Annotated in this window: 20 protein-coding genes; 8 read left to right on the top strand and 12 right to left on the bottom strand. The window is 57.2% G+C overall.

What is annotated here, in order from left to right; translation table 11 throughout:
• Positions 1–32: 32 nt before the first annotated feature.
• The gene (locus BUC26_RS13515) at positions 33–1,109 is read right to left on the bottom strand and encodes a TRAP transporter substrate-binding protein (RefSeq protein ID WP_073376882.1); all 1,077 of its coding nucleotides are present in this window, start codon (positions 1,107–1,109) and stop codon (positions 33–35) included.
• Between the two features lie 412 nt (positions 1,110–1,521).
• On the opposite strand from BUC26_RS13515, the gene cimA reads away from it, so the two are divergent.
• Positions 1,522–3,117, top strand: coding sequence for a citramalate synthase (gene cimA, locus BUC26_RS13510; protein WP_073376880.1), 1,596 nt, complete (start codon positions 1,522–1,524; stop codon positions 3,115–3,117).
• Positions 3,118–3,129: 12 nt separating this feature from the next.
• On the opposite strand, the gene BUC26_RS13505 is transcribed toward cimA, so the two are convergent.
• The 3 genes from BUC26_RS13505 to BUC26_RS13495 all read right to left on the bottom strand — a co-directional run bounded on the left by BUC26_RS13505 (position 3,130) and on the right by BUC26_RS13495 (position 6,056).
• Positions 3,130–4,884, bottom strand: a complete 1,755-nt coding sequence (locus tag BUC26_RS13505) for an aldehyde ferredoxin oxidoreductase N-terminal domain-containing protein (RefSeq protein WP_073376878.1) — start codon at positions 4,882–4,884, stop codon at positions 3,130–3,132.
• Positions 4,877–5,305, bottom strand: coding sequence for a 4Fe-4S dicluster domain-containing protein (locus BUC26_RS13500; protein ID WP_073376876.1), 429 nt, complete (start codon positions 5,303–5,305; stop codon positions 4,877–4,879). The genes BUC26_RS13505 and BUC26_RS13500 overlap by 8 nt, the downstream gene beginning before the upstream one ends.
• A gap of 91 nt (positions 5,306–5,396) precedes the next feature.
• Positions 5,397–6,056: a DUF4384 domain-containing protein gene (locus tag BUC26_RS13495; RefSeq protein ID WP_084540665.1), complete on the bottom strand. Its 660-nt coding sequence runs from the start codon at positions 6,054–6,056 to the stop codon at positions 5,397–5,399.
• Positions 6,057–6,327: 271 nt separating this feature from the next.
• Between BUC26_RS13495 and BUC26_RS13490 the strand changes: the two genes are divergently transcribed.
• The 6 genes from BUC26_RS13490 (at position 6,328) to BUC26_RS13465 (ending at position 14,189) form a co-directional block, all read left to right on the top strand.
• Positions 6,328–7,248 carry a PilZ domain-containing protein gene (locus BUC26_RS13490; RefSeq protein WP_073376872.1) on the top strand — a complete coding sequence of 307 codons (921 nt, stop codon included), beginning with the start codon at positions 6,328–6,330 and terminating at the stop codon, positions 7,246–7,248.
• Positions 7,249–7,477: 229 nt separating this feature from the next.
• A complete protein-coding gene (locus tag BUC26_RS13485; RefSeq protein WP_073376869.1) occupies positions 7,478–9,223 on the top strand; it encodes a YeiH family protein in 1,746 nt (581 codons plus the stop codon).
• A 69-nt stretch (positions 9,224–9,292) separates the two neighbouring features.
• Positions 9,293–9,535 (top strand): hypothetical protein, encoded by a 243-nt coding sequence (locus tag BUC26_RS13480; RefSeq protein ID WP_073376867.1) that lies wholly within the window; start codon positions 9,293–9,295, stop codon positions 9,533–9,535.
• 150 nt (positions 9,536–9,685) lie between these two features.
• Positions 9,686–12,103, top strand: coding sequence for a c-type heme family protein (locus BUC26_RS13475; protein ID WP_073376865.1), 2,418 nt, complete (start codon positions 9,686–9,688; stop codon positions 12,101–12,103).
• 11 nt (positions 12,104–12,114) lie between these two features.
• Positions 12,115–13,602: a sigma-54-dependent transcriptional regulator gene (locus BUC26_RS13470; RefSeq protein WP_073376863.1), complete on the top strand. Its 1,488-nt coding sequence runs from the start codon at positions 12,115–12,117 to the stop codon at positions 13,600–13,602.
• Positions 13,599–14,189, top strand: coding sequence for an NF038143 family protein (locus BUC26_RS13465; protein WP_073376861.1), 591 nt, complete (start codon positions 13,599–13,601; stop codon positions 14,187–14,189). The genes BUC26_RS13470 and BUC26_RS13465 overlap by 4 nt, the downstream gene beginning before the upstream one ends.
• Before the next feature lie 34 nt (positions 14,190–14,223).
• Here BUC26_RS13465 and trhA read toward each other — a convergent pair whose 3' ends face one another.
• The 6 genes from trhA to BUC26_RS13435 all read right to left on the bottom strand — a co-directional run bounded on the left by trhA (position 14,224) and on the right by BUC26_RS13435 (position 18,747).
• Complete coding sequence (gene trhA / locus BUC26_RS13460; protein ID WP_208609795.1) at positions 14,224–14,925, bottom strand: PAQR family membrane homeostasis protein TrhA; 702 nt, start codon at positions 14,923–14,925, stop codon at positions 14,224–14,226.
• Positions 14,926–14,992: 67 nt separating this feature from the next.
• A complete protein-coding gene (locus tag BUC26_RS13455; protein ID WP_143166006.1) occupies positions 14,993–15,703 on the bottom strand; it encodes a TIGR04283 family arsenosugar biosynthesis glycosyltransferase in 711 nt (236 codons plus the stop codon).
• Complete coding sequence (locus tag BUC26_RS13450; RefSeq protein WP_161949857.1) at positions 15,700–16,338, bottom strand: TIGR04282 family arsenosugar biosynthesis glycosyltransferase; 639 nt, start codon at positions 16,336–16,338, stop codon at positions 15,700–15,702. Before BUC26_RS13450 ends, BUC26_RS13455 begins: the two co-directional genes overlap by 4 nt.
• Before the next feature lie 10 nt (positions 16,339–16,348).
• Positions 16,349–17,386, bottom strand: a complete 1,038-nt coding sequence (locus BUC26_RS13445; protein ID WP_073376855.1) for a phosphotransferase family protein — start codon at positions 17,384–17,386, stop codon at positions 16,349–16,351.
• Positions 17,387–18,017: 631 nt separating this feature from the next.
• Positions 18,018–18,311, bottom strand: coding sequence for a hypothetical protein (locus BUC26_RS13440; RefSeq protein WP_073376853.1), 294 nt, complete (start codon positions 18,309–18,311; stop codon positions 18,018–18,020).
• Between the two features lie 133 nt (positions 18,312–18,444).
• Positions 18,445–18,747 carry a hypothetical protein gene (locus tag BUC26_RS13435; RefSeq protein ID WP_073376851.1) on the bottom strand — a complete coding sequence of 101 codons (303 nt, stop codon included), beginning with the start codon at positions 18,745–18,747 and terminating at the stop codon, positions 18,445–18,447.
• A gap of 744 nt (positions 18,748–19,491) precedes the next feature.
• Between BUC26_RS13435 and ppsA the strand changes: the two genes are divergently transcribed.
• Positions 19,492–21,891 carry a phosphoenolpyruvate synthase gene (gene ppsA, locus BUC26_RS13430; protein ID WP_073376849.1) on the top strand — a complete coding sequence of 800 codons (2,400 nt, stop codon included), beginning with the start codon at positions 19,492–19,494 and terminating at the stop codon, positions 21,889–21,891.
• 95 nt (positions 21,892–21,986) lie between these two features.
• Here the strand turns inward: ppsA and BUC26_RS13425 are convergent, their stop codons facing one another.
• Positions 21,987–22,319 carry a TfoX/Sxy family protein gene (locus tag BUC26_RS13425; RefSeq protein ID WP_073376931.1) on the bottom strand — a complete coding sequence of 111 codons (333 nt, stop codon included), beginning with the start codon at positions 22,317–22,319 and terminating at the stop codon, positions 21,987–21,989.
• 487 nt (positions 22,320–22,806) lie between these two features.
• Entirely contained in the window at positions 22,807–23,967 is a 1,161-nt protein-coding gene (locus tag BUC26_RS13420) for an ABC transporter ATP-binding protein (protein ID WP_073376847.1), read from the bottom strand.
• Between the last annotated feature and the right edge of the window lie 20 nt (positions 23,968–23,987).

The raw sequence follows: 23,987 nt of genomic DNA, 5'->3' as shown, positions 1-23,987 counted from the left end.
CGCCGGTTGGCAGACGGACTCAAAAAACCAGCCTATTCGGCAACGACGTCAGATGTCTCGATATAGTATTGTTCAGACACCTTGGTCCATGGACGAGCCACCGCCAGGTACGCCTTGCGAGACTCGTACACTTCCTTGAACTCCGGATTCTCGGCGGCATACCCGGCCATCACTTCATCCGTTGCCGCCTTCATTGCCTTGAGTACCGGCTCGGGGAAGGTCATCACCTTGATATCGGGTAATTCGGCCTTCATCTGCTCCCAGGCTCGGGCGTTGGCCTCGAAATTGGCCGCCGTCATCTTGAAGGCGATAGCCTGCATGGCCGTCGTCAGCACCGTCTGGTAGGCAGGCGGTAGTTTGTCGAAAGCAGCCTTGTTGACCAGAAACTGCAATTCCGAAGCCGGTTCTTGCCAACCGGCATAGTAGTACGGGGTGATTTTGTGAAAGCCCATCTTGATATCCATGCCCGGACCGACCCACTCGAGGGCATCGATGGTGCCACGATCAAGAGCGGTGTAGAGTTCGCCGGGAGCGATATTGGTGACATTGACCCCCAGTTTGGCGAACACTTCACCGGCCAGCCCGGGGATCCGCATCTTCAGGCCCTGCAGATCGTCAAGGGATTTGATCTCCTTGCGGAACCAGCCGCCCATCTGAACACCGGTGTTGCCTCCGGGAAAAGAGTAGACATCGAATTTGGAGTAGACCTTCTGCATCAATTCCAGGCCGCCACCGTAATAGTACCAGCCGTATTGTTCGGCGGCATTCAGATCAAACGGGGCGGTGGTGAAAAAGGTGGTCGTCACATCCTTGCCCTTCCAGTAGTACGAGGCGCTGTGTCCCATCTCGAACTGGCCGCCCTTGACCATGTCGAGAATTTCCAGTGCCGCTTTATGTTTTTCCGCTCCCTCGAAACGAATCTCGAAATTGCCATCGGTCATCTCGCTGACCATCTCGGCGAGCCAGGGGCCGGCCAGAGCAAGGGGCTCCAGGGTGCTCGTCCAGGTCATGGCAAGTTTCCATCTCACTTTCTGGTCCTGCGCCAGCGCAGGCATGGCAAGAAATAGTACTACGGCAAAACACAGGGTCATTCGTGCCAGACGATTCATCCGTTTTCCTCCCGAATATGGGTTCTCTGGTGTAATGCAGCAGACAGGGTGCGAGGGGACAGCGGCCGCGACCGTCGCTCCCTCTTGGTGATAATGGGCTCTATGTACATCGAAAATCGTGTTATCGCAAGACCGGATACGGTTCAGACACCGTGGCCGGAAGCACGGAAACGGCGAGTCCCGGCGCCCATGGTCAAAATGTTTGCATTTTCCAGCCGACCGCTTACTATCTGACGCTATGCTCCGGCATGTAACGCTCCCGCTCGGCTTGACCGGCGGTCGGGCCAACGTCGACCGGACAGGCACCGGAATCTGCTCCCCGCTTCACGATACCTTTGGAAGAGCGCCGGGCAGAGAGACAGCATATGCCGGACGGATAACCGGTCACCCTTCAACCAGGAAGTGAATTGTTATGGCGCGAGCCATCGAAATCTACGACACCACGCTTCGGGATGGAACCCAAGCGGAAAATTTCAATCTATCCGTCGAGGATAAGGTCCGCATCACGCTCGCCCTGGATCAACTCGGTATTGATTATATCGAGGGGGGCTGGCCGGGCGCAAACCCGATGTCGGTCGATTATTTCAACAAGATCAGACGCCACAAATTAACGGTCGCACGTCTTACCGCCTTCGGTTCGACCCGCCACATCAAGAACAACCCGGAGCAGGACGCCAACCTGCAGGCCTTGCTGCAGGCCGAAACACCGGTCATCACCATCTTCGGCAAGAGTTGGGATATCCACGTAACCGATGCCCTGAACATCTCGCTCGAAGAAAACCTGGAGATTATCGAGGACACCCTGGCCTTCCTGAAGCCTTCCGTGGATGAATTGATCTACGATGCCGAACATTTCTTCGATGGCTTCAAGAACAACCCGGACTACGCGCTGGCCACCTTGGCCAGCGCCGTGCGCGGCGGTGCAGGTACCCTGGTCCTCTGCGACACCAACGGCGGCACCCTGCCCCACGAATTGCCGGCCATCATCAAGACGGTAAAGAATACACTCGACCGTGACGACGCTGCCGTCAAACTCGGCATTCATTCACACAACGACTCGGAGACAGCGGTGGCCAACGCCCTCGTTGCCGTGCATTGCGGAATCACCCATGTTCAGGGGACGATGAACGGTTTTGGCGAGCGTTGCGGCAACGCCAACCTGACCTCGATCCTGCCGGCGCTGATCTTCAAGATGGGACATGACTGCACGGCCGCCGCCCGTATCGACGAACTCTACCGGACATCCCGGCTGATCAACGAACTGGCCAACCTGCCGCATAACCGCTACCAGCCCTATGTCGGCGAATCGGCCTTTGCCCACAAGGGCGGCATCCATGTCAGCGCCGTCAAGCGCAATCCGCTCACCTACGAGCACATCGAGCCGGAGAAGGTCGGTAACAACCGCCGCATCCTGATCTCCGACCAGGCTGGCCGCGCCAATATCCTGCACAAAGCCGAGCAATGGGGGCTGCGTCTGAAACCGGACGATCCGCTGTTGTCGGCGATCATTCTCGACCTCAAGGAAAAAGAAAACCAGGGCTACAAATACGAAGCGGCGGAGGCAAGTTTCGAGCTGCTGATGCGTGAGGCACTCGGCCTGCAACGCAAGTTTTTCCGGGTTGAAGGCTTTCGCGTGATGAACAACAAGTACCGGATCGATCGGCCACCGTTGACGGAAGCGACGATCAGACTCTATGTCGGCGGCCATGAGGTCCACACCGCCTCGATGGGCGACGGCCCGGTCAACGCCCTCGACCGTGCGCTGCGAAAAGCACTCACCCGCTTCTACCCCTGCCTCGAGGAGATGGGGCTGTCGGACTACAAGGTCCGGGTCCTTTCCGGAGAACACGGCACCGAGGCCAAGGTCCGGGTTCTTGTCGAAAGTACCGACAATGTCTGTCAATGGCGTACGGTCGGTGTCTCGATCAATATCATCGAGGCCAGTTGGCAGGCCCTGATCGACAGCGTCAATTACAAACTGCTCAAGGCTGAAGGGTTGCTCGGTTAGGTAACGGCGGTATCAGAGAGGTGCTGCTTCAGGCAGCGCAAACTCCATGATCCTCCGGCCGTAGGCTTCCCTGAGCCGATCGAAATACTCCCCATCGACAGGGCCCTGCCAGGTTGTCACGTCATAAAACCGTTTGGGGATGGTAATCTCTTCCGCGCAAAAACCGGTGGCGATTCGAACCTGCCAGCGCAACGCCCGGATGCGCTCGGCCACCGGCTCGATCGATGCAGCCAATTCCCGGTAGCCGACCGAGTCCAGGCATTTGACCAATTGCTCCGATTGATAGACAGAGCGGGCGAACAGGCAGGCAGTCATCGACGTGAGCAGCGCCCGATACGGTTCATCCGCCAACAGAAAATCAACCGCCGTCGTGACATCTTTGGCCGGGTCCTGCTGCTCCCGCGAGTAAGCGCCGGTGTCGAGATGGGAGTGGCGAAACCCGAGCGACTGAGCGGTGAAGAAAAGCGGACCGGTGGCATAGCCGGCCATCTCCTGACCGAGAACACAGGCAAAATCGTCGCCGCCGTATTCCGCTGCCGCTTTCCGGGTACCGCCGCCGAGCAGCCGGTAGAACTCGTTGCTGCCGAGACCGAGATGATGGGCCGCCTGTTGATAGGCGCCTGCATCACCGAACGACAACCGGACAATGGTCTGCTTTTCTGAAAGCAGTCCGCGCTGCGTCGCCTCGGTGGCCCAGGCCAGCGCCACGCCGGCCGACATCGCATCGAGACCGACCCGCTCGAAATCCTCGAGGATGCGCAGGACGTCAAAGCAATCGGTAACTCCGAGCATGGTCCCGGCGGCAAAGATCGGTTCATAATCGTAGGGTACCTGGTGGTAGAGATAGCGGGCATCCTCTTTGAACCGATCCCGGAAAAAGCCGAGATGTATGCAGCCCACCGGGCAGCCGGAACAGGCACCGTTACGCAGCAAGGTCCGGTCGGCAAAGATCTCACCGGTCACCCCCTCGATGCCAGGATCAGCGGTTTTCTGCAGGTTGTTCCAGGGCAGCGCCTGGATATCGTTAAGACCGCGGAGGTTGGCGGCGGTACCGAGATGATAGTATTTGCGCATCATGTCGGTGGAACATACCTGCCGGTGTACCTCCTTGAACAATCCGGCATACTCCTTGCCCGGCGGCACTGGCCGCTGGGCATCGCCGCAGACCACCAGCCCTTTCAGGTTCTTGACGCCAAATACGGCACCGCCGCCGAGCCGACCGAAATGCCGATACGAGTCGACGTTGATGCAGGCCATCGCCGATCCGATCTCACCGGCCGGGCCGATCCTGATAATCGATCGATGGCCTGACGATTTGGGAAACATCCTCCGGATCAGCTTGCCCGTGCCGGCGACATTCATTCCCTCCATAAACCCGGCATCACGAAGACTCAGGTGCTGGGAGCCGAGCGACAGACAGCTGAGTGTTTTGGCTCGCCCGAGCAGAACGAGTGCGTCGTAGCCGGCGAAAAACAGCGCCAGCGCCAGCCGGCCGCCGGCGTGGCTCTCGGTATACTGGTCGTGATAGGGAGAAACAAAGGCGCAGACCGTCTTGCTCATCAACGGGAAATGGCCGGTCAACGGGCCGATGGCCAGGATAATCGGCTGCTCCGGGTGGTCCCAGGGCTGCTCCGGCCTGCCGTAGCGCAGGAACAGTAACGCGGCCAGCCCGCTGCCACCGGCGACATCGTTTCGACCATCGATCGTTTCAACCCGGCCCTGTGCAGCCTCCAAATCGACGACAAATACTTTGAAACGCTCATTCATGGTCCAAACTCCTCTGCAGGTCGGCGCGCTGCGTTAACTCCAGACAACCGTGGGGACAGAATTCGACACAGCGCCCGCAATGCAGGCAGACATAGACCTCCCCGCCGCCGTCCTGGTAAATCGCCCCGACGGGGCAGGCGGTGACGCAGGCTCCGCAGGAAATGCAGTCGCTCTTACGGACAACCACACCGCCCCCTTTGCGTTGCCGAAAAGCACCGGTTGGACAGACCTGCACACAGGGTGCCGGGTCACAGCCGAGACAGACCACCGAAATAAAGCCGGTGGAGAGCCCGCCGGCCGAATGAATCCTGATACCCGAGGTTGCCCAGGAAAGCTTTTTATGCACCAGGCGGGCACAGGCGAGCGAGCACGAATGACAGCCGATACAGCGATCCATGCGCGGTGTGGTCAATGGTTTCATCGTTCCCTGTTTCGGTTAGGCCCCATCGATCCGGTGTTCCTGCAATCGGCTCAATACCGATCACGCTCAGCCCCGCCCTGTTCAAGTTTCCCTAACGATGATCGATGAGCAGTTTACGTCCGTAAAAATCGGCGATATCGACTTCGACGGCCTGAAATGAAACCGTTGTAACACTCCCGTCGGCGGCCTTGCTGCGGCGCTCGACGGCGACCAGGTCCTCGGCCTTTTGCGATCTCTTTTCTCGCTTGCCGTTGCCGATCATGGCCTCGATCTCACCGAGCAGTAATTGTTGCTGTGAGCGGCTTCCCGGATTCTTCAGCAGTTCATCGGTCAGTTTTTCCAATTGAAAGGGACGCTGCACGGTAGCAACCATGATAAACGTTTCCATGCCGCCCGGAGGGACAAAGGTAAACGTCCGGTTCCCGGGCGGAAAGAACTTCTGCCCGCGTGGAAATCCGTAGGTGTAATAACCACTGGTCATCGGAAACAGCGCCGCCACCTGATTGCCGGCATCGAGCAGGTAGAGATAGATGTAACAATTGTCCAGGTGTTCGAGATAAAACTGCATCGGAGTGCCCGAATGGACCACCGGCGGCGAGGAAAAATCGAGTGGCTGCATAACGCCGTCCTCCTCGGCCAGGATCGCCCAGCGAAACGAGACATCGGCGGCGTGGCTGGACCTACTCGAACCACACAGCACCAGCACCATGAGCAGTAAAACACCTGATATTCGACACATACCGCTTTTCATAAGGATCTCCGAAAACAATCGACGCCACTGTTTCTTCGGCGGACAACGAAGCCGATACCGTAATAACGGTAGCTCAGCAGCGCGCAAGGCGCCGCTCGCCCGGTGTTTGTTTGTATAAATAGCATTTCCATGTTTGATTGATTTACTATATCATTGGCATGAACCGCAACCGCTACCGGATAGTTCGGACAGGAGGACCCAAGCGAATCTCAGCAGATCACAACAATGGCAGTGCTGATCATCCCCCGGCACCGCCCTAAACCCGGTTACGATGTCAGACACCACCACAGAAACACTCGTACAGCGTACCCAGCGACGCCTCAACATCTTTTTCCCCGAGGAAATTTTCACCGCTGCGATGATCGAGGAAGCGCTCGAGGACGGCGATATTTTTTACAAGCCGACCGATATGCTCCCTTACCTGCAGACGATACTGATGGATGAAAAGATTCTCGAGGTCGAACTCGACGGTCTGACCAGAGTCTACTTCAGTCGTCTTTACGACGACCTGCCATCCCTGCCGGAAGAAGACGACAGCGGTGCCACAGCACCACCCCCTGACTATTCGCCGGGCGACTATCTCAAACAGATGTCACACCTGATTTTGCTGCCCCTTGAACCTGGGATCGGAAATCTTTTTATCCGTCATTCACAGCGGGTCCTGATCCGGTTTTTCACCACGACCTATGCCGTCGAACTGGGCACCGTCTTCCAGGATCTGGCCGATGTTCGCGGCCTGCCTGTCCTTCGGCTAACCTATCCGGCCATCGGCCGCCTGGTACGCGGCGCCCGGGAATTCCGGGCCAAGGTCCCGGAAACTATGAAATTGATTGTCCTGGTCATGGGCAAGCGCAAGCACGGCACCGTCCGCACCAGGGTTGTGGATATGAGCGCCAGCGGCATGGCCTTCTCTATCGCCAAGGAGCAGCAGGAACTGTTTCGCATTGACGAGACCAGAACCATTGAATTCGTGCACGACGACATGATGCTCGTCAGGCTCAACGCAAAGGTTCGCCATATCTCCAAAGTTCGGGGCAAAAAGGGAACCGAGTTCATCTGCGGCATCCAGTTCGACCTGGCCACCCGGGCCATCGCGGCAAAAATAGAATCGATCGTCGCCATGGTACAACGCGCCCACCTCAAGGAGCTCTCCGATCTTTCCGCTGAGAGCGGCATGAAGTTCATCATCTGACACCACCTTCCTGCAAACCTGAGTTATCATCGACGCAAACCCGGGTTGTCACCTCTCGCCAACTCCCATCGGCACTCGCTTTTCCGTTTTCTATAACATATTGATATTTATTGACTTAAGCTAACCGCTCCATGGGTTCCTGACTGGCACGACACTTGCTTCGCTCTCACTAAAATACCACCTGGCGCACCCGCCAGAAGGCACAATCACTTTATCACGGAGGAGAGCAATGGCTCAAACAGACCCCAATGTTGTCGTCGATCACGGCCAAAGTCGCTGGTCCGACTTATGGACCAAAGAGGACTACCTGGCGATCTGGCTCGGTTTTATCGTTATCGCCGTTTGCCTGATCGCCTATTTCGGTTTTGGACCAAAGGAAGAATTTGCCCGAAAAATTGAGGCGGCCAACCAGATTCAGCAGGTTGAGGCGGCCCGGGCACCGTTTAAAACCATCGCCTGGCACGAAGCCAACCAGACCAAGAAGAGCTTGAAGGCATCCAGCAGCACTGCTTTCGGCAAATTTGTCTCGCACTGGACCAAGCACCCCGGGTCCTGGAAAAGCAACCCGGTCGATTCCTTTGTCCGCACCGAAGCGCAAGCACAGGCCATGAACGAAAAGGCGCTGCCCGCTTACGAGGCGGCAAAGACGGCCACCGCCGACGCTCTAGCTGCGGCTATGCAGGCAGAAGAGGCGGCAGCGGCGGCAGCATTTGGCGATGAGACACTCAACGAAGAAACCAAAACCAAGATCGCCGCCTGGCAGGCCGCTGTAAAAAAAGAGTCTTCAGCCAAGGCAAAGGCGACCAACAAACCCTACAACTATATCCCGACGCTGATTGGGCTGGGCATCTTTTTCATGATCATCTTCGGCATCGGGATAAAAATGATGGGCAAGAGTTATACCGCCTTTGCCAAAGGGTTCGTCATCGTTTTTTTGGTCACGGTACTCGCCTTCATGCTCGGGGGCCAGGCAATCTCCAAGCAATACGGCATCGGCGCCGAGGCCTGGGGCATCCTGATCGGTATGCTGTTGGCCAATACCCTCGGCACGCCCAAATGGGTCCTGCCGGCCTGCCAGGTCGAATTTTTCATCAAAACCGGTCTGGTCCTGCTCGGTGCGGAAGTGCTTTTCGGCAAGATCATGGCCATCGGCACCCCTGGTATCTTCGTGGCCTGGGTAGTCACACCGACGGTTCTCATCTCCACCTATATTTTTGGCCAGACCGTTTTGAAAATGCCGTCCAAAACGCTTAACATCGTTATCTCCGCCGATATGTCCGTATGCGGTACCTCGGCCGCCATAGCCACCGCAGCGGCCTGTCGAGCCAAAAAGGAGGAGTTGACGCTGTCCATCGGACTCTCACTGGTCTTCACCGCCATTATGATGATTGCCATGCCTGCCTTCATCAAGGCGGTGGGCATGCCGGAAATTCTCGGCGGCGCCTGGATCGGCGGCACCATCGATGCAACCGGTGCGGTTGCCGCAGCAGGTGCCTTCCTCGGGGACAAGGCAATGTACGTCGCGGCAACGATTAAAATGATCCAGAACGTGATGATCGGTGTCACCGCCTTCTGTGTCGCACTCTACTGGACCATGCGAGTGGAACGGGTTGCCGGACGCTCCGTCGGCGCCGGCGAGATCTGGCATCGTTTCCCGAAGTTCGTACTCGGCTTTCTTGCGGCATCGATTCTCTTTTCAATTCTGGACAGCAACCTTGGCAAAGACCTGAGCGCCGCCCTGGTGGATCAGGGCGCGGTTCGCGGCGGCACCCGGCTGCTGCGCGGCTGGTTCTTCGCGCTGTCGTTCGCGGCTATCGGACTATCCACCAATTTCCGTGAATTGGCCGTCTATTTCAAGGGAGGAAAACCCTTGATCCTCTACGTCTGCGGCCAGAGTTTCAACCTGATCCTGACCTTGACTATGGCCTACATCATGTTTTATCTGGTATTCCCGGAAATCACCGCTATGATATAAGGCATCAACACAAGGTGTCCTCAAAGGATAATCGGCGCCGGGGGGAGCCCCCCCGGCGCACCACTACTCATGAAAACACAAACCCAAACAAGCCTGCCCCGCCGATTGACCGCTTTCGCCATCTCCTTGTGCGCACTGTTATCCTTTGTCTATGGGGTGCTACCGCTGCTCACCGACTCGGTAGACGTCCTCGACAGGATGTCTATTCTGCTCGAGGACAACAACATTGACCCGTCCCGCTATTACTACACCGATGTTCAGCAGGTCGAGCAGGGCGAGCAATACCTGGAAACAGTTTTAGCCGATCGATAACCGGATCGGAGTGACAACTGGTTCCCGTTTTATTGAAGCAATCCTTGCCGTGGGTTACAATGACGCCATCAGTACGAACACCGTCTTTGTATCCATCCTTTGCCGGTCACTTCCCGACGACCGGATGTTTCGATAACTTTGGGGAGTGGTATGCACATTCCCAAGCCTTATAACCTGCAGACCAAATTCATCTTCGGTCTGATCGTAGCCGCGCTCCTGCTCGGCTCCATCTTCTCTGCCGGTTCCTACTTTCACATGCGCAGTGTCCTGGAAGAAGAAGTCCACGACAGGGCCAATCTGATTTTTGCCCACCTCGATTCAGTGCAGCAGTACGTCAGGCAGATATTGCGGCCGGCAATGTACGAACATTTCCCGGACGCCTTTCTCATCCAGGCAATGTCTTCTTCCTATATATCTCGGAAGGTCATGTCTTCGGTGAGTACACCGAAAATCGGCAGCATCTTTCGCCGTGTCGCACTGGATGCCCGCAATCCCGAATATGAAGCCAATGATCTCGAGCGGCAGCTCATCACCTTTTTCAGAGAAAACGAAGACCATCAATTATGGCACGGGTATCAGGATCTAGGCGGTGATAGACATTATGTGATGGCGCGACCGGTACGCTTCGAGCAGCAATGCATGTATTGTCACGGCAAACCGGAAGATGCCCCTGCCGACCTGCTACAACGCTATGGCGACCGGGGCTTCGGCAAGGAACTCGGAGCCATAGCCGGGCTTGATTTCGTTGCCACTTCGGTACAAAAGAGCGTCGGCCGTCTGCGTCAGACCATACTGACCTATTTCGCCTTTTTCGCCTTTGGAGTTCTGCTCTTCTTTTTCGCCAGCAATGTGCTCTTCAGGCTGCTCGTGGTCAACAACCTGAAGCGCCTGACCAGCGTCTTTCAACGCAACGCAACCGATATCGAGAGCGCGCAATTGCTCAGTCAGCTCGAACAGGGAGATGAGATCGACGAGTTGGTGGACGGTATCGAGCAGATGGGCGAACATCTGTTTGAGGCACGTCGACAATTGCAGAATTACGCTGAAAACCTGCGCCTGATGGTAGATGAACGCACCGATGCCCTCTCCGACGAGATGGAAGCCCGGCGGGCGGACGTTCACCTGTTTGTCCGACTCCTCGAGGACATGTACCAGAGCAGATCGCGCTCGGAGCTCTGGCAGCATGCCCTGCCCCAGATCTGCCGCCGCTTCGGGGCGGAACGAATCGCTTATATCTGCACGATGGCTTCTCAAGGATCCTACAGTTGGCCGGAGACGCACAGTCCTCTGCCGCAACCGGAGCAGTTCGTCGAGATTGTCACCGGCGGTGTCTGTGTCGCCCGTGGTCCGGCCGTTTATGTCCCGGTCGAATCCGGCACCGGAAACGCCGAAGGGCTGCTCTGCCTCTCCTGGAAGACCCCGGAAGAAGCCGCTCGCCACGACCTGAGTGTCCTGCAGGCCCTCGGCAGACAGCTCGGTATTGCCGCGGAGAACCTGACGGCCCTTGACAGCCTGGCGAGACAGATGAATATCCTGGAAACCATTGTTGAGGGAATCACCGATCCGCTGATGCTCATGGATACCGGCTGTACATCACTGACCGTCAATCGCGCCGCAAAAAAACTGACGGCGGAATTGACCGACGGAGAGAGGACGGATGGCAATATCCTCTCCCTGTTTTTTCCCGCCGAAACAGAGAAATGTCCAATGAAGGACGCGATCGCCCGCGGCGAGCCCGATCTGCGCGAAGTCAGCCTGCCCTGCGGGCGCACCTTCTCTCTGTCTCTTTATCCGGTCCGCAGCTCGTCGGAAGAAGCCGATCAGGCCGTCGTCTACCTGCGTGAAATCACCAAGGAGCTGCGTATGCAACAACAGATGATGCAGACCGAAAAGATGGCGACCGTCGGCAAACTGACCGCCGGTATTGCCCATGAAATCAACAATCCGCTCGGTGTAATCCGCTGCTACACCGGCCTGCTCAGACAAACCGTCAGCGACCGGCAGCAACTCACCGATCTGGCTATTATTGAGCGTCACACCCAGCAGGCGCAACGGGTTCTCCAGGATCTGCTCAACTTCGCCCGTCCGAAAGCCGCCGGCTCCGGGACTGCCGATGCCTGCCTGGTGGCCGGATCGGTCAGCGAGGTATTCTCCGTCCAGGCCGCGAAAAAGGGGGTCCAACTGGAGGTAACATGCGCGGATACACCTCTGATAGTCCGGCTTGGCGTCGGAGCGCTCGAACAGGTCATCAGCAATCTGATCATCAACGCTATTGACGCCGTCGACGAAGAGGTCGGCAAATTAGCCATTTTCGTCGATAAAGGGTCGAAAACCATGATTGCGATAACCGTTGCGGACAACGGCCCGGGGATCGCCACCGACGATGCGCCGCACCTGTTCGATCCATTCTTCTCGACGAAGGACATCGGCGCCGGCACCGGACTTGGCTTGACGATCTGTTATGGTATCGTCAGCGATGTCGGTGGCCGGATCGAAATCGGCCGGTCGGCCGCCTTGGGCGGTGCACAGTTCACCGTGTTAATCCCATCTGCCGACCCCTCGGTATGACAGGCAGCGAAATGAAATCACCGCAAACTTCCGAAGAAGCCATTGCCATCAGGATGGTAATCGTCGACGACGAGCAGGATTTTGCCCAGGGGTTGGCCCGGCTTATCACCGGAAACTTTCCCCGCATCCGGGTCGCTGTCTGCACCAGCGGGAAACAGGCCCTGCAGGAGATGGCAGAGCGACCGGCGCAACTCATGATCACCGATCTGCGCATGCCGGAGATGGGCGGCATGCATCTGTTGGCCGAAACCCTGAAACATCATCCCGACATCAGCGTCGTCGTGCTGAGTGCCTATGGAACCGTGGAAACGGCAGTGCAGGCGCTGCACAATGGTGCCTACGATTTTCTGACCAAGCCGATCGAACCCGAACACCTCTTTCGGGTCGTCGAAAAAGGATTGGAGCGTAGCCGGCTGCTCAGGGAAAACAGTCGGCTGCAGCAGGTCGTCATTCGCCAGGATACGCGTGAAGAGCTGGTCGGAGAAGGGCCGGCGATCCAACGTTTGAGAAGCACCATCACCACCGTCGCCCGTTCAGAATACACGGTCCTGATACGGGGGGAATCGGGTACCGGTAAGGAAGTGACGGCCCGATTGATTCACCGCTTCGGACCGCGAGCGGCCAAACCGTTTCTGGCTGTCGATTGTCCATCGATCCCGGAAAATCTTCTGGAGAGTGAACTCTTCGGTTATGTCAAAGGGGCTTTCACCGGTGCCGATCGAGACCATCGAGGGTTGTTCGTCGCGGCGGATGGCGGCACCATTCATCTCGATGAAATCGGCGATATCAGTCCTCCGATCCAGGCCAAATTGCTCCGTTGCCTGCAGCACGGAGAAGTTCGGCCGATCGGCTCGAGCCAGACCTGTCATGTCGATGTGCGGGTCATCGCCTCAACCAATCGAGATCTCGAAGCGGCCATGAAAAGCGGCTTGTTTCGCGAAGACCTCTTCTACCGGCTCAACGTGTTGTCCATTACCATTCCTCCGATTCGTGATCGCATCGAGGATATCCCGCTGCTGGCCAGGCACCTTCTGAACTGCGCCTGCAGAGAAGCCGGTATCTCCGAACCGGAGATGACTCCCGACGTCATGCAATGGCTGAGCAATCGCCCCTGGCCGGGAAATGTCCGTGAACTTCAAAATGTTATTAGAAGGCTGTCGGTCTTCTGTAACGGAGAGCTGATAGACATGGACCTGGTCCGCAGGGTATTCAATACCAGCCATATGCCGCAGGCCCAAGCCACCGACGAGCACAGGAGCGGGCAGCCGCCGGCCTCCTACAAAGACGCCAAGGCCACGGTAGTCAACGCTTTCACCTTGAACTATGTCGAACAGCTTCTGACTGCAACCGGAGGCAATGTATCCGAGGCCGCGCGGATCGCCGGCCTGTCACGGGTAGCTTTGCAGAAAATTTTTGCCAGACTCGGGATTGATGTCGCTTCGTATCGCGGCCATTCAACCCAAGCAGATGCCCTAAACACCAACGGGAAACATCGATGACCACCTTGTCTCTTGAGGAAAAGCAACAGCATATTTGGGACAGCGAGCAAGAATTGGCCAGACAGCTCGCCCTCCAGGTGCTGGACAAACCGACTCCCCCTATCTGGATGATTTTCATCCCGATTTTCTTTGTCTTTTACGCCTGGCAACTGAAGCAATACACCAGCGGGCTGAAAAGCTTCGCCGATCACTACCTTATCTCCCGCCGCCGGGCCCTGGAGGCGACAATCGAAGCACAACAACGAAGCCAACCCGTGGATATCGAGGCGTTGCTTGCCAGAGCGGAGTCGCTGCCTGATCCTGCCAAACCCCTCTATCGCCAGTGGATGGTTCTGCTGACCGATCATTACGCTGCTCTGCTCACAACTCGCGGCAACAATCACGCCGCACTGGTGAGGGCCGGTTACCACAGCAAGTCGAACTACCTGCTGTTCTGCAATCGCCTGACCCAGGCAGAGCACGCCTTCAACCTGGCGCTGTTGCCACAAATCGAAGGACAAAGCGAAGACCTTCGTGACGTCACCGAAAAAATGGAGGCGGAAGCAAGAGCCCTGCGCCGGCAGGAAAGCGATCTGATCTTTGCCTGATAATCCGGTCAACCGTCAGACTCTTATCGATCCGCTACCCTCGAGTGAGCAGGATACAGCCGAAAAGAATGGAAAAATAGTGCATCACCGAGCCGGAGAGAACGAAGAAATGCCAGACACCGTGCATGAATTTGATCTTTTTCAGCGCGTAGAAAACAACGCCCAGCGTATAGAGCCCGCCGCCGAGAACCAAAAAGACCTCGGCTTTCAGCGACAGCTCGGCGAACAGAGGTTTGACGGCAACCACCACGAGCCAGCCCATCATCAGGTAGACCACCAGCGACAGTACCTTGAAACGTTCGGTGAAAAACAGCTTAAAGACGGCCCCCAGCAACGCCAGCCCCCAGATGACGCCGAACAGGCTCCACCCCCAGGGACCACGCAAATTCACCAGGAGAAACGGGGTATAGGAACCGGCGATCAAGAAATAGATGGCGATATGATCGAAGATTTTCAAGGCCCGTTTGGTTCGCGGATCGCGGGCCGCATGGTAGGTGGCCGAAGCCGCATAGAGCATGATCAGACAACCGCCAAAGATACTGGCGGAGACAATCTGCCAGGCGTCGCCGTACAGTGCCGCCAGGGTGATCAGCGCGCCTGCTCCGAGAGCGCTAATCACCAGGCCGAAACCATGGGAGAGGCTGTTGATCAGCTCTTCAGCGGAGCTGTATGGTCGAGTCGTCGTCTCGTTCATCCGTGGGCAGGTCTGGTTCGTATCATCGGTTGCGTTTCTCATGCATTTCATTATACCATGACCGGGACCGTTATAGAACAGCGACAACGGGGCCAAAATGCTTTTCTCTTCATTGTCTGTCTACCGGCCCGGCTACTCCTCGAAGCCGACGATACCAGCGGTCCAGGCGCGCCGGCTTAACACCCGCAGCATAGCCGCAGACGATCAACTGATTGATCAGCGTGGTCTGCACGACCCCCAGGTTGTGCCAGCGACGGGCCGACGTCGTGGCGCGTTCGGGGAGCGTGACGATGCGGCCGGTTCGTCTCATCCGCCGGACAAAGACGAAGTCCTCCATGATCTCGATCTCCGGGAAACCGCCCACCTGCTCGAATCGCATTCTGGTGGTAAACAGCGCCTGATCGCCATAGGGGAGCGACAACCAGCGGGAACGGAGATTGGCCAGCCGGGCCAGCAGGGCGTGACTGCGGGCGTAGCTGTCAATCGCCAGGGAAAAGGCTCCGAGTGCCACCTCCCGGCGAGCCAGGGTCTGCTCGACGATCGCGGCAAACCCCGGCGGCAACCGCGTATCGGCATGAAGAAAGAGGAGCAGTTCGGCGGTGCTAGCCGCCACTCCGGCGTTAAGCTGGCGCCCGCGCCCGGGCGGACCGGCGACCACCCGGCAACCGGCCGACCGGGCCAGGGCAACGGTAGTATCGGTACTGCCGCCGTCGGCAACCACGATTTCCAGAGACGGCTCACCGGACAGCGCGTCCAGCGTGGCCGGCAACTGTTCCATTTCGTTGAGTGCCGGAATGATCACGGCCAGCGCTGCCCTCACAACAATCCCAACTCCTTGATCAATGCCAGGTCTTCCGGCCGATCGATATCGCGCAGAGTCGGCAGCAGTTGGACCGAACAGCCATTCGCCCCGAGTCGGCCCAGGGTCTCGTACAACACCGTCTCGGTCGACCAGCGCATCTCGTCAAACAGCAGCGGCAGCACCCGGGGACCAACCGCTGCTGTCAGGCCGACGAGATAGTAGCCGCCGTCACGGCTCGGACCGAGCACTACCTCATTCCAGGCGAGGGTTCTGAAAGCCTGCCGAAGCAGCGACACATCGATCTGCGGGATATCGCTGCCGATCAGCACCACTGAGCCGGGCGCCGTTCCCATCTCCTCGATGGCGCCACGCATCGCCGCTCCCATCTTCCGGCCAAGGTCCCCTTCCACTTGGGGACGGTAGACCAGCGGACCGAGCCAGTCGCTCAGCTGCTCTTCGTCGCCGTCATAAAAATGGACCTGAATTTGAACCGGATACTGCGCAGCCAGCCGCTTTGCCTCATCGACCACGCGTTCGGTCAGCCGGCGCTGCAACCAGGCCGCCCCCTCCGGCCCCAATTCGCCGATCAGCCTGGTCTTGCTGCGACCTGGCCGGGGGTAGCGGGTAAAGATGAGCAGATAGTCGGCAGACATTGTCGGCTGGTCAGAATGCATCTTCGATCAATGGCTGAAATAGCGAGCGGATAAAATCGGCATCGAGATAACGCTGCAGGGTCCGCCAGGTATCTTCATTACGCACCCCCTGATAATCGGTCTGGTAGGCAACCCAGCCCATGGCCGACCAGGATATGCCGCGCAACAGCACGAACGGAAACTTGATGCGCAGCCGCTCGTCGAGACTGCGGCGCAGATGCACACTGCCAAGGTGACTGAGGTAGCAATCGAGGAAACCGCGCCGCTCCGGTTCACTGAAACGAAAGTCGCTCTTCCACAACGTCGTCAACGGAGAGTAAAAGTGACAGAGATCGGTGGACGGATCACCCCACCGCGGCATCTCCCAGTCGATCAGGTGGGTAGTACCAAGGGCGTCGTTGACGATAAAATTACCGGAATTGACCTCGGTATTGACGATGCAGAACCAGGGCTCGTCCTGAAAGTATTTCTCCTGGCGGGTCCGGTCGGCAGCCCAAACGATGATTCGCTCCAGCAGCCGTTTGATCTCGGCAGAGCCGAGCGGCGACTCGAAGTAGTGCTGCAACAATCCGCTGCATTCCTTGAAAATCAAACTGAGCGGCCGCCGCTCAACGACCAGGTGGTGGTCGCCCGCTGGCCGCACCCGGTGAATCGATGCCAGCGTCCGGGCGGCATCGGCGAGATCCCGTCGGTAATCGAGCGGTCGGCCCGGCAGATACTGCATGATGGCAATACCGCGGTCAATCTGCCGACGGCTGTTGTCGACGAAATAGGGTACCGGGGTGACCCCGGAAGCCTCGAGCAGTCGCAGCGCCTCGTATTCATAGACGATCTGGTCGTCCCGGCCGATCTGGGTGCCGATATTGACCCGGAAGACCAGTGGTCGCCCTTCGTCAACCAGCAGGTAGTTCAGGTTATACTCGCCGCCGGCCAGCGGTTCCACACGAAAGCGGCGGCCGGCGAGCAGCGGCACGTCCCCCCAGTCGCATATCGCTAGATATGACGCAACCTGACTCCGATATTGCTCCAAGAGATGATGCTTCGCCATCGTTTTTTATCCCTTTCCTGAGGAAAAACATCGAGCTGATCAGAAATCCGAGGCCGACGATCTCATTTTGGCACCAGTGCGGCCTGATGGACAACACCGATACCGTCCGTCTTCTGTCGTCACAGTCTGGCACAGTCGACCGTCGGACCGGTCGTTGACGACAGAGGTCCCGCTCTGGTCGCGGGTGACGATGGAAGAGGACATCGCCATGTAAGCTGGTCCTGGCGTTTGTACCTGTTTCCTTCAATACTTCATTAATTATGAATAAGTTATCTGCTCCAATCCGTACTTTCAAGCAATTTTGATCTGTTCACGGTGCTACTCAACAGATTCAGGGAAAACAAGGTGAGAAGTTTCCAGCTTTTTGGACAATGATGTCCTTCCAATTAAACAAGACAGATGTCCAGCCTGACCGGACGTCTATTCTTTCAAGCTTCAACGATGCATCTCGGTTTCACCTTTGGGGCCGGGGGGAGCTGGCATTACAAGCCGGCTTCAGACCCGGGCGAGTGACTGCCTCCAGAACCGATTTGCGTTTTTCAGCTTCGGACAACCTGTTTACGAAAAAACTGCGGCCCGAATCCTGAAGAACCGGGTCCGGGCCTTCAGCAGCTTAGTCGATCCCTCGCTCTCAGGCCGCCTGTTTGTAAGCGGCGTAGAGATCATGAACGCGTTGCCGCAGTTCTTTGATTTTTTTCGAGTCTTCATCAGCGAGCCAGCGAGGCTCGCTGATTGAATAGATCATCTTGTACAACTCATCAAGATAAGATTCCGTTGCATAGCACCACTCATCGGTGCAGATACTCTGCATTTCTCTCGCCTCGTTGATGTCTTTCTCGAGGACATCCAGAGATTTCTGGAGATTTGCTATAAAATCACGGTGGGTTTGGAGAAACGATTCCTCGATTTTCAACTGTCTTTCCATGTCTTGTATTCCTTTTCGGTTGATTTGTCTCATCGCCGAACCGTCGCTCTCGATTCAGGACCGGAGCCAACCGTTCGGTGCCAGCTACTATCAGGACCGGATACGAACGACTCGGTCGTCCGCCGGGAACCGATCAGCCACCGAAGTCGTAATCGACCAGCACGTTCTGGGCTTCCTTGTAGCGGCTTTGCAGATCATCGAGTTTTACCTTGATCTCTTCATCATCCGGTTTCCAATCGGTAGGACAGGCCGTCCGAAGGTTGTCGATCCGTTCTTCCAATTCGCTCATCAAAATGTGCAGGCCGTTGATATCTTCGTACATCTTCTCCTTGTCTGCGGTACTTGCCCGATCCATTTTACGGATGATATCGTAGAGACGCGATTTCCAGATAGTGAGTTCCATTTCCACATTGCGGCAATAATCTTTTACTTCCATGAAATACCTCCATGCTCGAGTTCGAATTCAATCAGTATATCGCCGGAACGGGAGTGAGGCCCGTCCCGGCTTTCATCGAATCCCCTGCTGGTCTTTACCGCTGAAAGTACACATCGCAGCCGGGACCCGTTTATACAGACCTAGTCTTTTCAAGTATCGTGCCACCATATTATGAACGTCACGCCCCGGACGTACCCCGGATGATCACGGATCCGGCAAGACGCTTTCTTTCCCATCTTTTTAGGGCATGGCGAAAAATTGGTCGCTCAACGAAGAAGATCTAGCTTCGGCATGACAAAGAAATAGCCACTCTCCAAAAAGGGGGCCGTCGGTCGCCCAAGCATAGAAAATGTGGGGCAACGGGCTGCATCAGCAACGGATCGGCAAAAAAGCCTCCTGTGGAATTGTCCGATGAAGCAGGACAATTCCTGTTGTCGATAGGACTGATGCACCCGGATCGGTTTTCGGGAAGCGTTGGAACTATTCCGTCGGGGTCTTGTAATGGTGATCTCTCGTGAGAAGAAACTGCTGGGTCAGCCCTCGTCTGTGTGCTCTGTGTGGCGAATGGTGTGCCTGCCCGAGTCTGGTTGCTGATTGACACGAGCGAACGGCTGCTCTAGGAGAAGGCAGGCACGAAAATTGAAGCATCCTTTTCATGGCGATACTGCCTCCATGCATTCCGCAGCATTTGATCAATCCCGGAGAAGATGAGAATACCAATCATTCAGAATAGAGGGGGATGGTATGAGTGAAACTGACTATATCAAATGGTTCAGTGATATCTCCAGCGCCGATCTGGATACAGTTGGGGGAAAGAATAGTTCGCTGGGGGAGATGATACGCGAGCTTGGAGAAAGCGGAGTACGAGTGCCGGACGGATTTGCGACAACTGCCGCGGCCTACCGTGAATTTCTCGATTACAATGAAATCAAAGACCAACTCGGGAAAATTCTGAAATCGTACCACGCGGGTGACCTTGAACTGAAAACCGCCGGCGAACAGGCCCGGGAACTGATTCTCGATGGTGAATTTCCGGAATCAATCGGTACGGCAATCAAAGAAGCTTACCGGCAGCTTGGCAGCGGCCGCGACACACAACAAGGGGCAGACGGCGACAAATTGGATGTGGCGGTCCGCAGCAGCGCCACGGCGGAAGATTTGCCGGAAGCCAGTTTTGCCGGTCAACAGGAAACGTTTCTGAATATTTCCGGATCACGGGAGTTGCTCAACAGCTGCCGGCGCTGCTATGCTTCCCTGTTTACCGACCGAGCCATAGCGTATAGACACAACAAAGGGTTCGATGATATGGATTTGGCTATCTCGGTTGGCGTCCAGCGGATGGTCAGGTCCGACAAGGCCGGTTCGGGAGTTATGTTTACACTCGACACCGAAAGCGGGTTCCCGAAGGTTGTCATGGTCGATGCGGTTTGGGGGTTGGGCGAGAACATCGTCCAGGGGACAGTGACCCCGGATGAATACCGCGTGTTCAAACCATTCCTGGACCAGGAAGGGGTTGTTCCGATTATTGAAAAGCGTCTCGGGACCAAGGAAAAGACCCTGATATACGGCCGTGGCGGTACCGGGTCCACCCGGAATATCGATACGCCGCCCCGTCGACGGAAGCAGTTCGTACTTTCCGATCAAGAAGTCCTTCAACTCGCCCGCTGGGCCTGCATTGTCGAGAAACATTACGGCAAACCCATGGATCTGGAGTGGGCTAAAGACGGCAACACCGACGAGTTGTTTATCGTCCAGGCGCGTCCGGAAACGGTCCAGTCTCAGAAACAGGAAGGCCCGCTGCAACGGTATCGGCTCAAGGAAACGGCCGAACCGCTGGTCACCGGGCTGGCTGTAGGGGATGCCATCGCGGCCGGCAAAGTACAGTTGCTGGAGCACAAGGATGAGATGAGTTCGTTCGAGGAGGGCTCCATCCTGGTGACGGAGATGACGGATCCTGACTGGGGGCCGGTCTTGAAGCGGGCTGCCGGCATCGTTACCGAACACGGGGGCAGGACCAGTCATGCCGCCATTGTCAGCCGGGAACTTGGCCTCCCCGCAGTCGTCGGCGCCGAGGGAGCTATGGACAAACTGCGCGGCTGTGACGAGGCAACCGTTGATTGTGCCGAAGGCTCCAAGGGGTTCGTCTTCGAAGGGCGGTTGGATTATGAGCGGCAGGAGATAGATATCCAGGACATCGATCAGGTCGATGTCCCGATCATGCTCAATATCGCCACCCCCGAGGCGGCCTCCCGCTGGTGGCGGCTGCCGGCCGACGGTATTGGATTGGCCCGGATGGAGTTCATCATCAATAATCTGATCGGGGTGCACCCGATGGCCCTGGTGGAGCCGGATCGGATTGAAGACGAAGCGGTGCGCCAGCAGATCGAGGAAGCGGCCGACGGGTACGAGGAGCTACCGGAATTTTTCATCGATACGCTTTCCCGGGGGATTGGGAAAATTGCCGCATCGCGTTACCCGGACCCGGTAATTGTCCGGATGAGCGACCTGAAGACCAACGAATACCGGGAGCTGATCGGCGGCGAATGGTTCGAACCGGAAGAGGAGAACCCGATGCTCGGCTTTCGCGGCGCTTCGCGTTACTACAGTGACCGCTACCGTGCCGCCTTCGCCCTGGAGTGTGCGGCGATCCGACGGGTACGCGAGCAACTCGGTTTCGTCAACGTGGTGGTGATGATCCCGTTCTGCCGGACGCTCGAAGAAGCCGACAAGGTATTGGAAGTCATGGCCGAAAATGGTTTACGGCGAGGCGAGAACGGGCTTGAAGTCTACGTGATGTGCGAGATACCGAGCAATGTCATCCTCGCCGAGGATTTTGCCGACCGGTTCGACGGTTTCTCCATCGGCTCAAATGACCTGACGCAGCTGATCCTGGGAATCGACCGTGATCTTGCCGAGCTTGCAGAACTTTTCGATGAACGCAACGAGGCGGTCAAACGAATGATATGCGAGGTCATCGAACGGGCGCACCGCAAGGGCAGAAAAGTCGGGATCTGCGGTCAGGCTCCCAGTGATTATCCGGATTTTGCCCGGTTCCTGGTGGATGCTGGCATCGATTCCATATCCCTGAACCCCGATTCGGTGATTGGGGTGCGGCGCCACCTTGCCGGACGCGACCCGGATTAAGACGAGGCGACAACGCACCGACAGGCCAGCAGGCTGCATTGAAAGACGAAAGACCGACTTTTCGTAGCCCGGGCTGCCGGCAGCGATGACACCGGTCATCTCCTGGCCGGCAAGGTCTTGGCGAAATCGTGTGCGTGGCTGAGCCAGTCCGTGAGCATCCCGTCGGAATGCAGGGCCAGCGACGGGATTTTCACCCAGCCGGTCATCGGCCTGCCGGTGATATCGCTGGGTTGCACATATTCCAGATCGAGCGCCAATCGAGCACTGCCTTCACCAAGACGCACTACCAGAAAATCGTCCTGAATGCCGCAAAACACATTGCCGTGCAGCAGGAAAAAGATCCCCCCGAACATGCGGCTGATGGTAACCCCTTCCCAATCGGTGACGATCCGCTGAACCCGTTGGACAAGCTCTTCGCTAACGGCCATTTTGATTTCCTCCCTGTTTCGTTTCACGCAACGATAGGTGAACATACCATTCCATCTTTTTCTCCACTATGGGTCATGAATCAGGACTGCCCTCCCGCAACCCCTGTTATTCTTTTCGCTCCTTATCACTGTGTCGTGTTGCAAGATCGATACCGATATCCTGCAGAACGGGACTCGCGTTACTCCCCCGGACCAGGGTTGAACCGGGCTTGATCCCGTTCCGTGACGGAGTTTGTCAGCCCCCGGATTGTTGGACAACGGCCCCTGCCCAGGGAACCACGTTTCTCCAGCTCTTACGTATTTAATTCGGGCTGTTCCGACAACAGCGCTGCTTTCGGCATGCCTGACTGAAGCCGAGGAAGAAATCGCCCGCTCCCCGTCTCCGCTCAGATGGGCGGGCACAATCCTTTTCTCTGCGCATCTGATTACTGTGCCGGCCACGACATCATGCCAATGGGAAGACAGGTACGGCGAAAGAGTACCATCACTACTCTTTGGAGGTTCGATGGAGGCAGCCGCCATGCTCGCGATCGAAGATATGCAGCCGGTCGATAGCAACCTGCAGATGCACCTCGCCGCCACGGGAAAGACGATGCGAGGGGTCGATTTTGACAATTCCCGAGACCTTCCCGCCGTCCCCGCCCTCTCCCGCTTCCTTGCCTGCAGATCTTTCGGATTGTCCCGCCTGGTCGCCTGCCCGGCAGGAGAAATGAACATAGGCATCCGCTCCGAGCCATTCGACCATGGTTACCGTGGCGGCCAACACGGCCTCATCATCTTCATCCGCAATGCCCAGGTGTTCAGGACGCAGGCCGACCACCACCTGTCGGCCGTCCGCCAAATCTGCGGCGTTATCGCCGAAATCGATGTCGTTTTCCAGCACCGGGAACCGCAACCGGCCCTTGTCGATACTGCCGGGGAAAAAATTCATCGGAGGGGAGCCGATGAACCCGGCGACGAAGCGGTTGGCCGGGGTATTGTAAAGCTCCCGTGGGGTACCCACCTGCTGCAGCCGCCCGCGATGCAGTACCGCCAGCCGCTGGCCCAGGGTGGTGGCCTCGGTCTGATCGTGCGTGACATAGACCATGGTAGTTGCCAGTTGTTCATGCAGCCTGGCTATTTCACCTCGCATCTGGTTGCGCAGCTTGGCATCGAGGCTGGAGAGCGGCTCGTCGAGCAAAAAGGCGTCCGGCTGACGGACGATGGCCCGCCCCATGGCCACCCGCTGCCGCTGTCCGCCGGAGAGACTGCGCGGCATGCGGTGCAGCAGATCACCCAGTTCGAGAACATGCGCCGCCGTGGCAATCCTCTCCTCAATTTCCTTCTTGCCCATACCGGCCAGTTTCAAGGGAAAAGCCAGGTTATCACCCACCGACATGTGCGGGTAGATGGCATAACTCTGGAAGACCATGGCCATGTTGCGGTCCTTGGGGTCGAGATCGTTGATCGAGCGGCCGTCGACGCGCACTTCTCCGGTGGTGGCGGTCTCCAGCCCAACTATGATGTTGAGCAGCGTCGATTTGCCGCAGCCGGAAGGTCCGAGCAGGATAAAGAACTCGCCGTCACCGATGGTCAGGGAAACGTCCTTGAGCACCTCGGTACCGTCCTCGAAACGTTTGCTGATATTATCGAGTTGTATTTCAGCCATTATTTACCTTTCAACGCAAA

Origin of the sequence: Desulfofustis glycolicus DSM 9705 (genome assembly GCF_900130015.1) — a bacterium.
In the GTDB taxonomy this organism is placed as follows: Bacteria; Desulfobacterota; Desulfobulbia; order Desulfobulbales; family Desulfocapsaceae; genus Desulfofustis; species Desulfofustis glycolicus.
The sequence above is the reverse complement of the archived record's forward strand: the minus strand, read 5'-3'. Positions and strand labels throughout refer to the sequence as shown.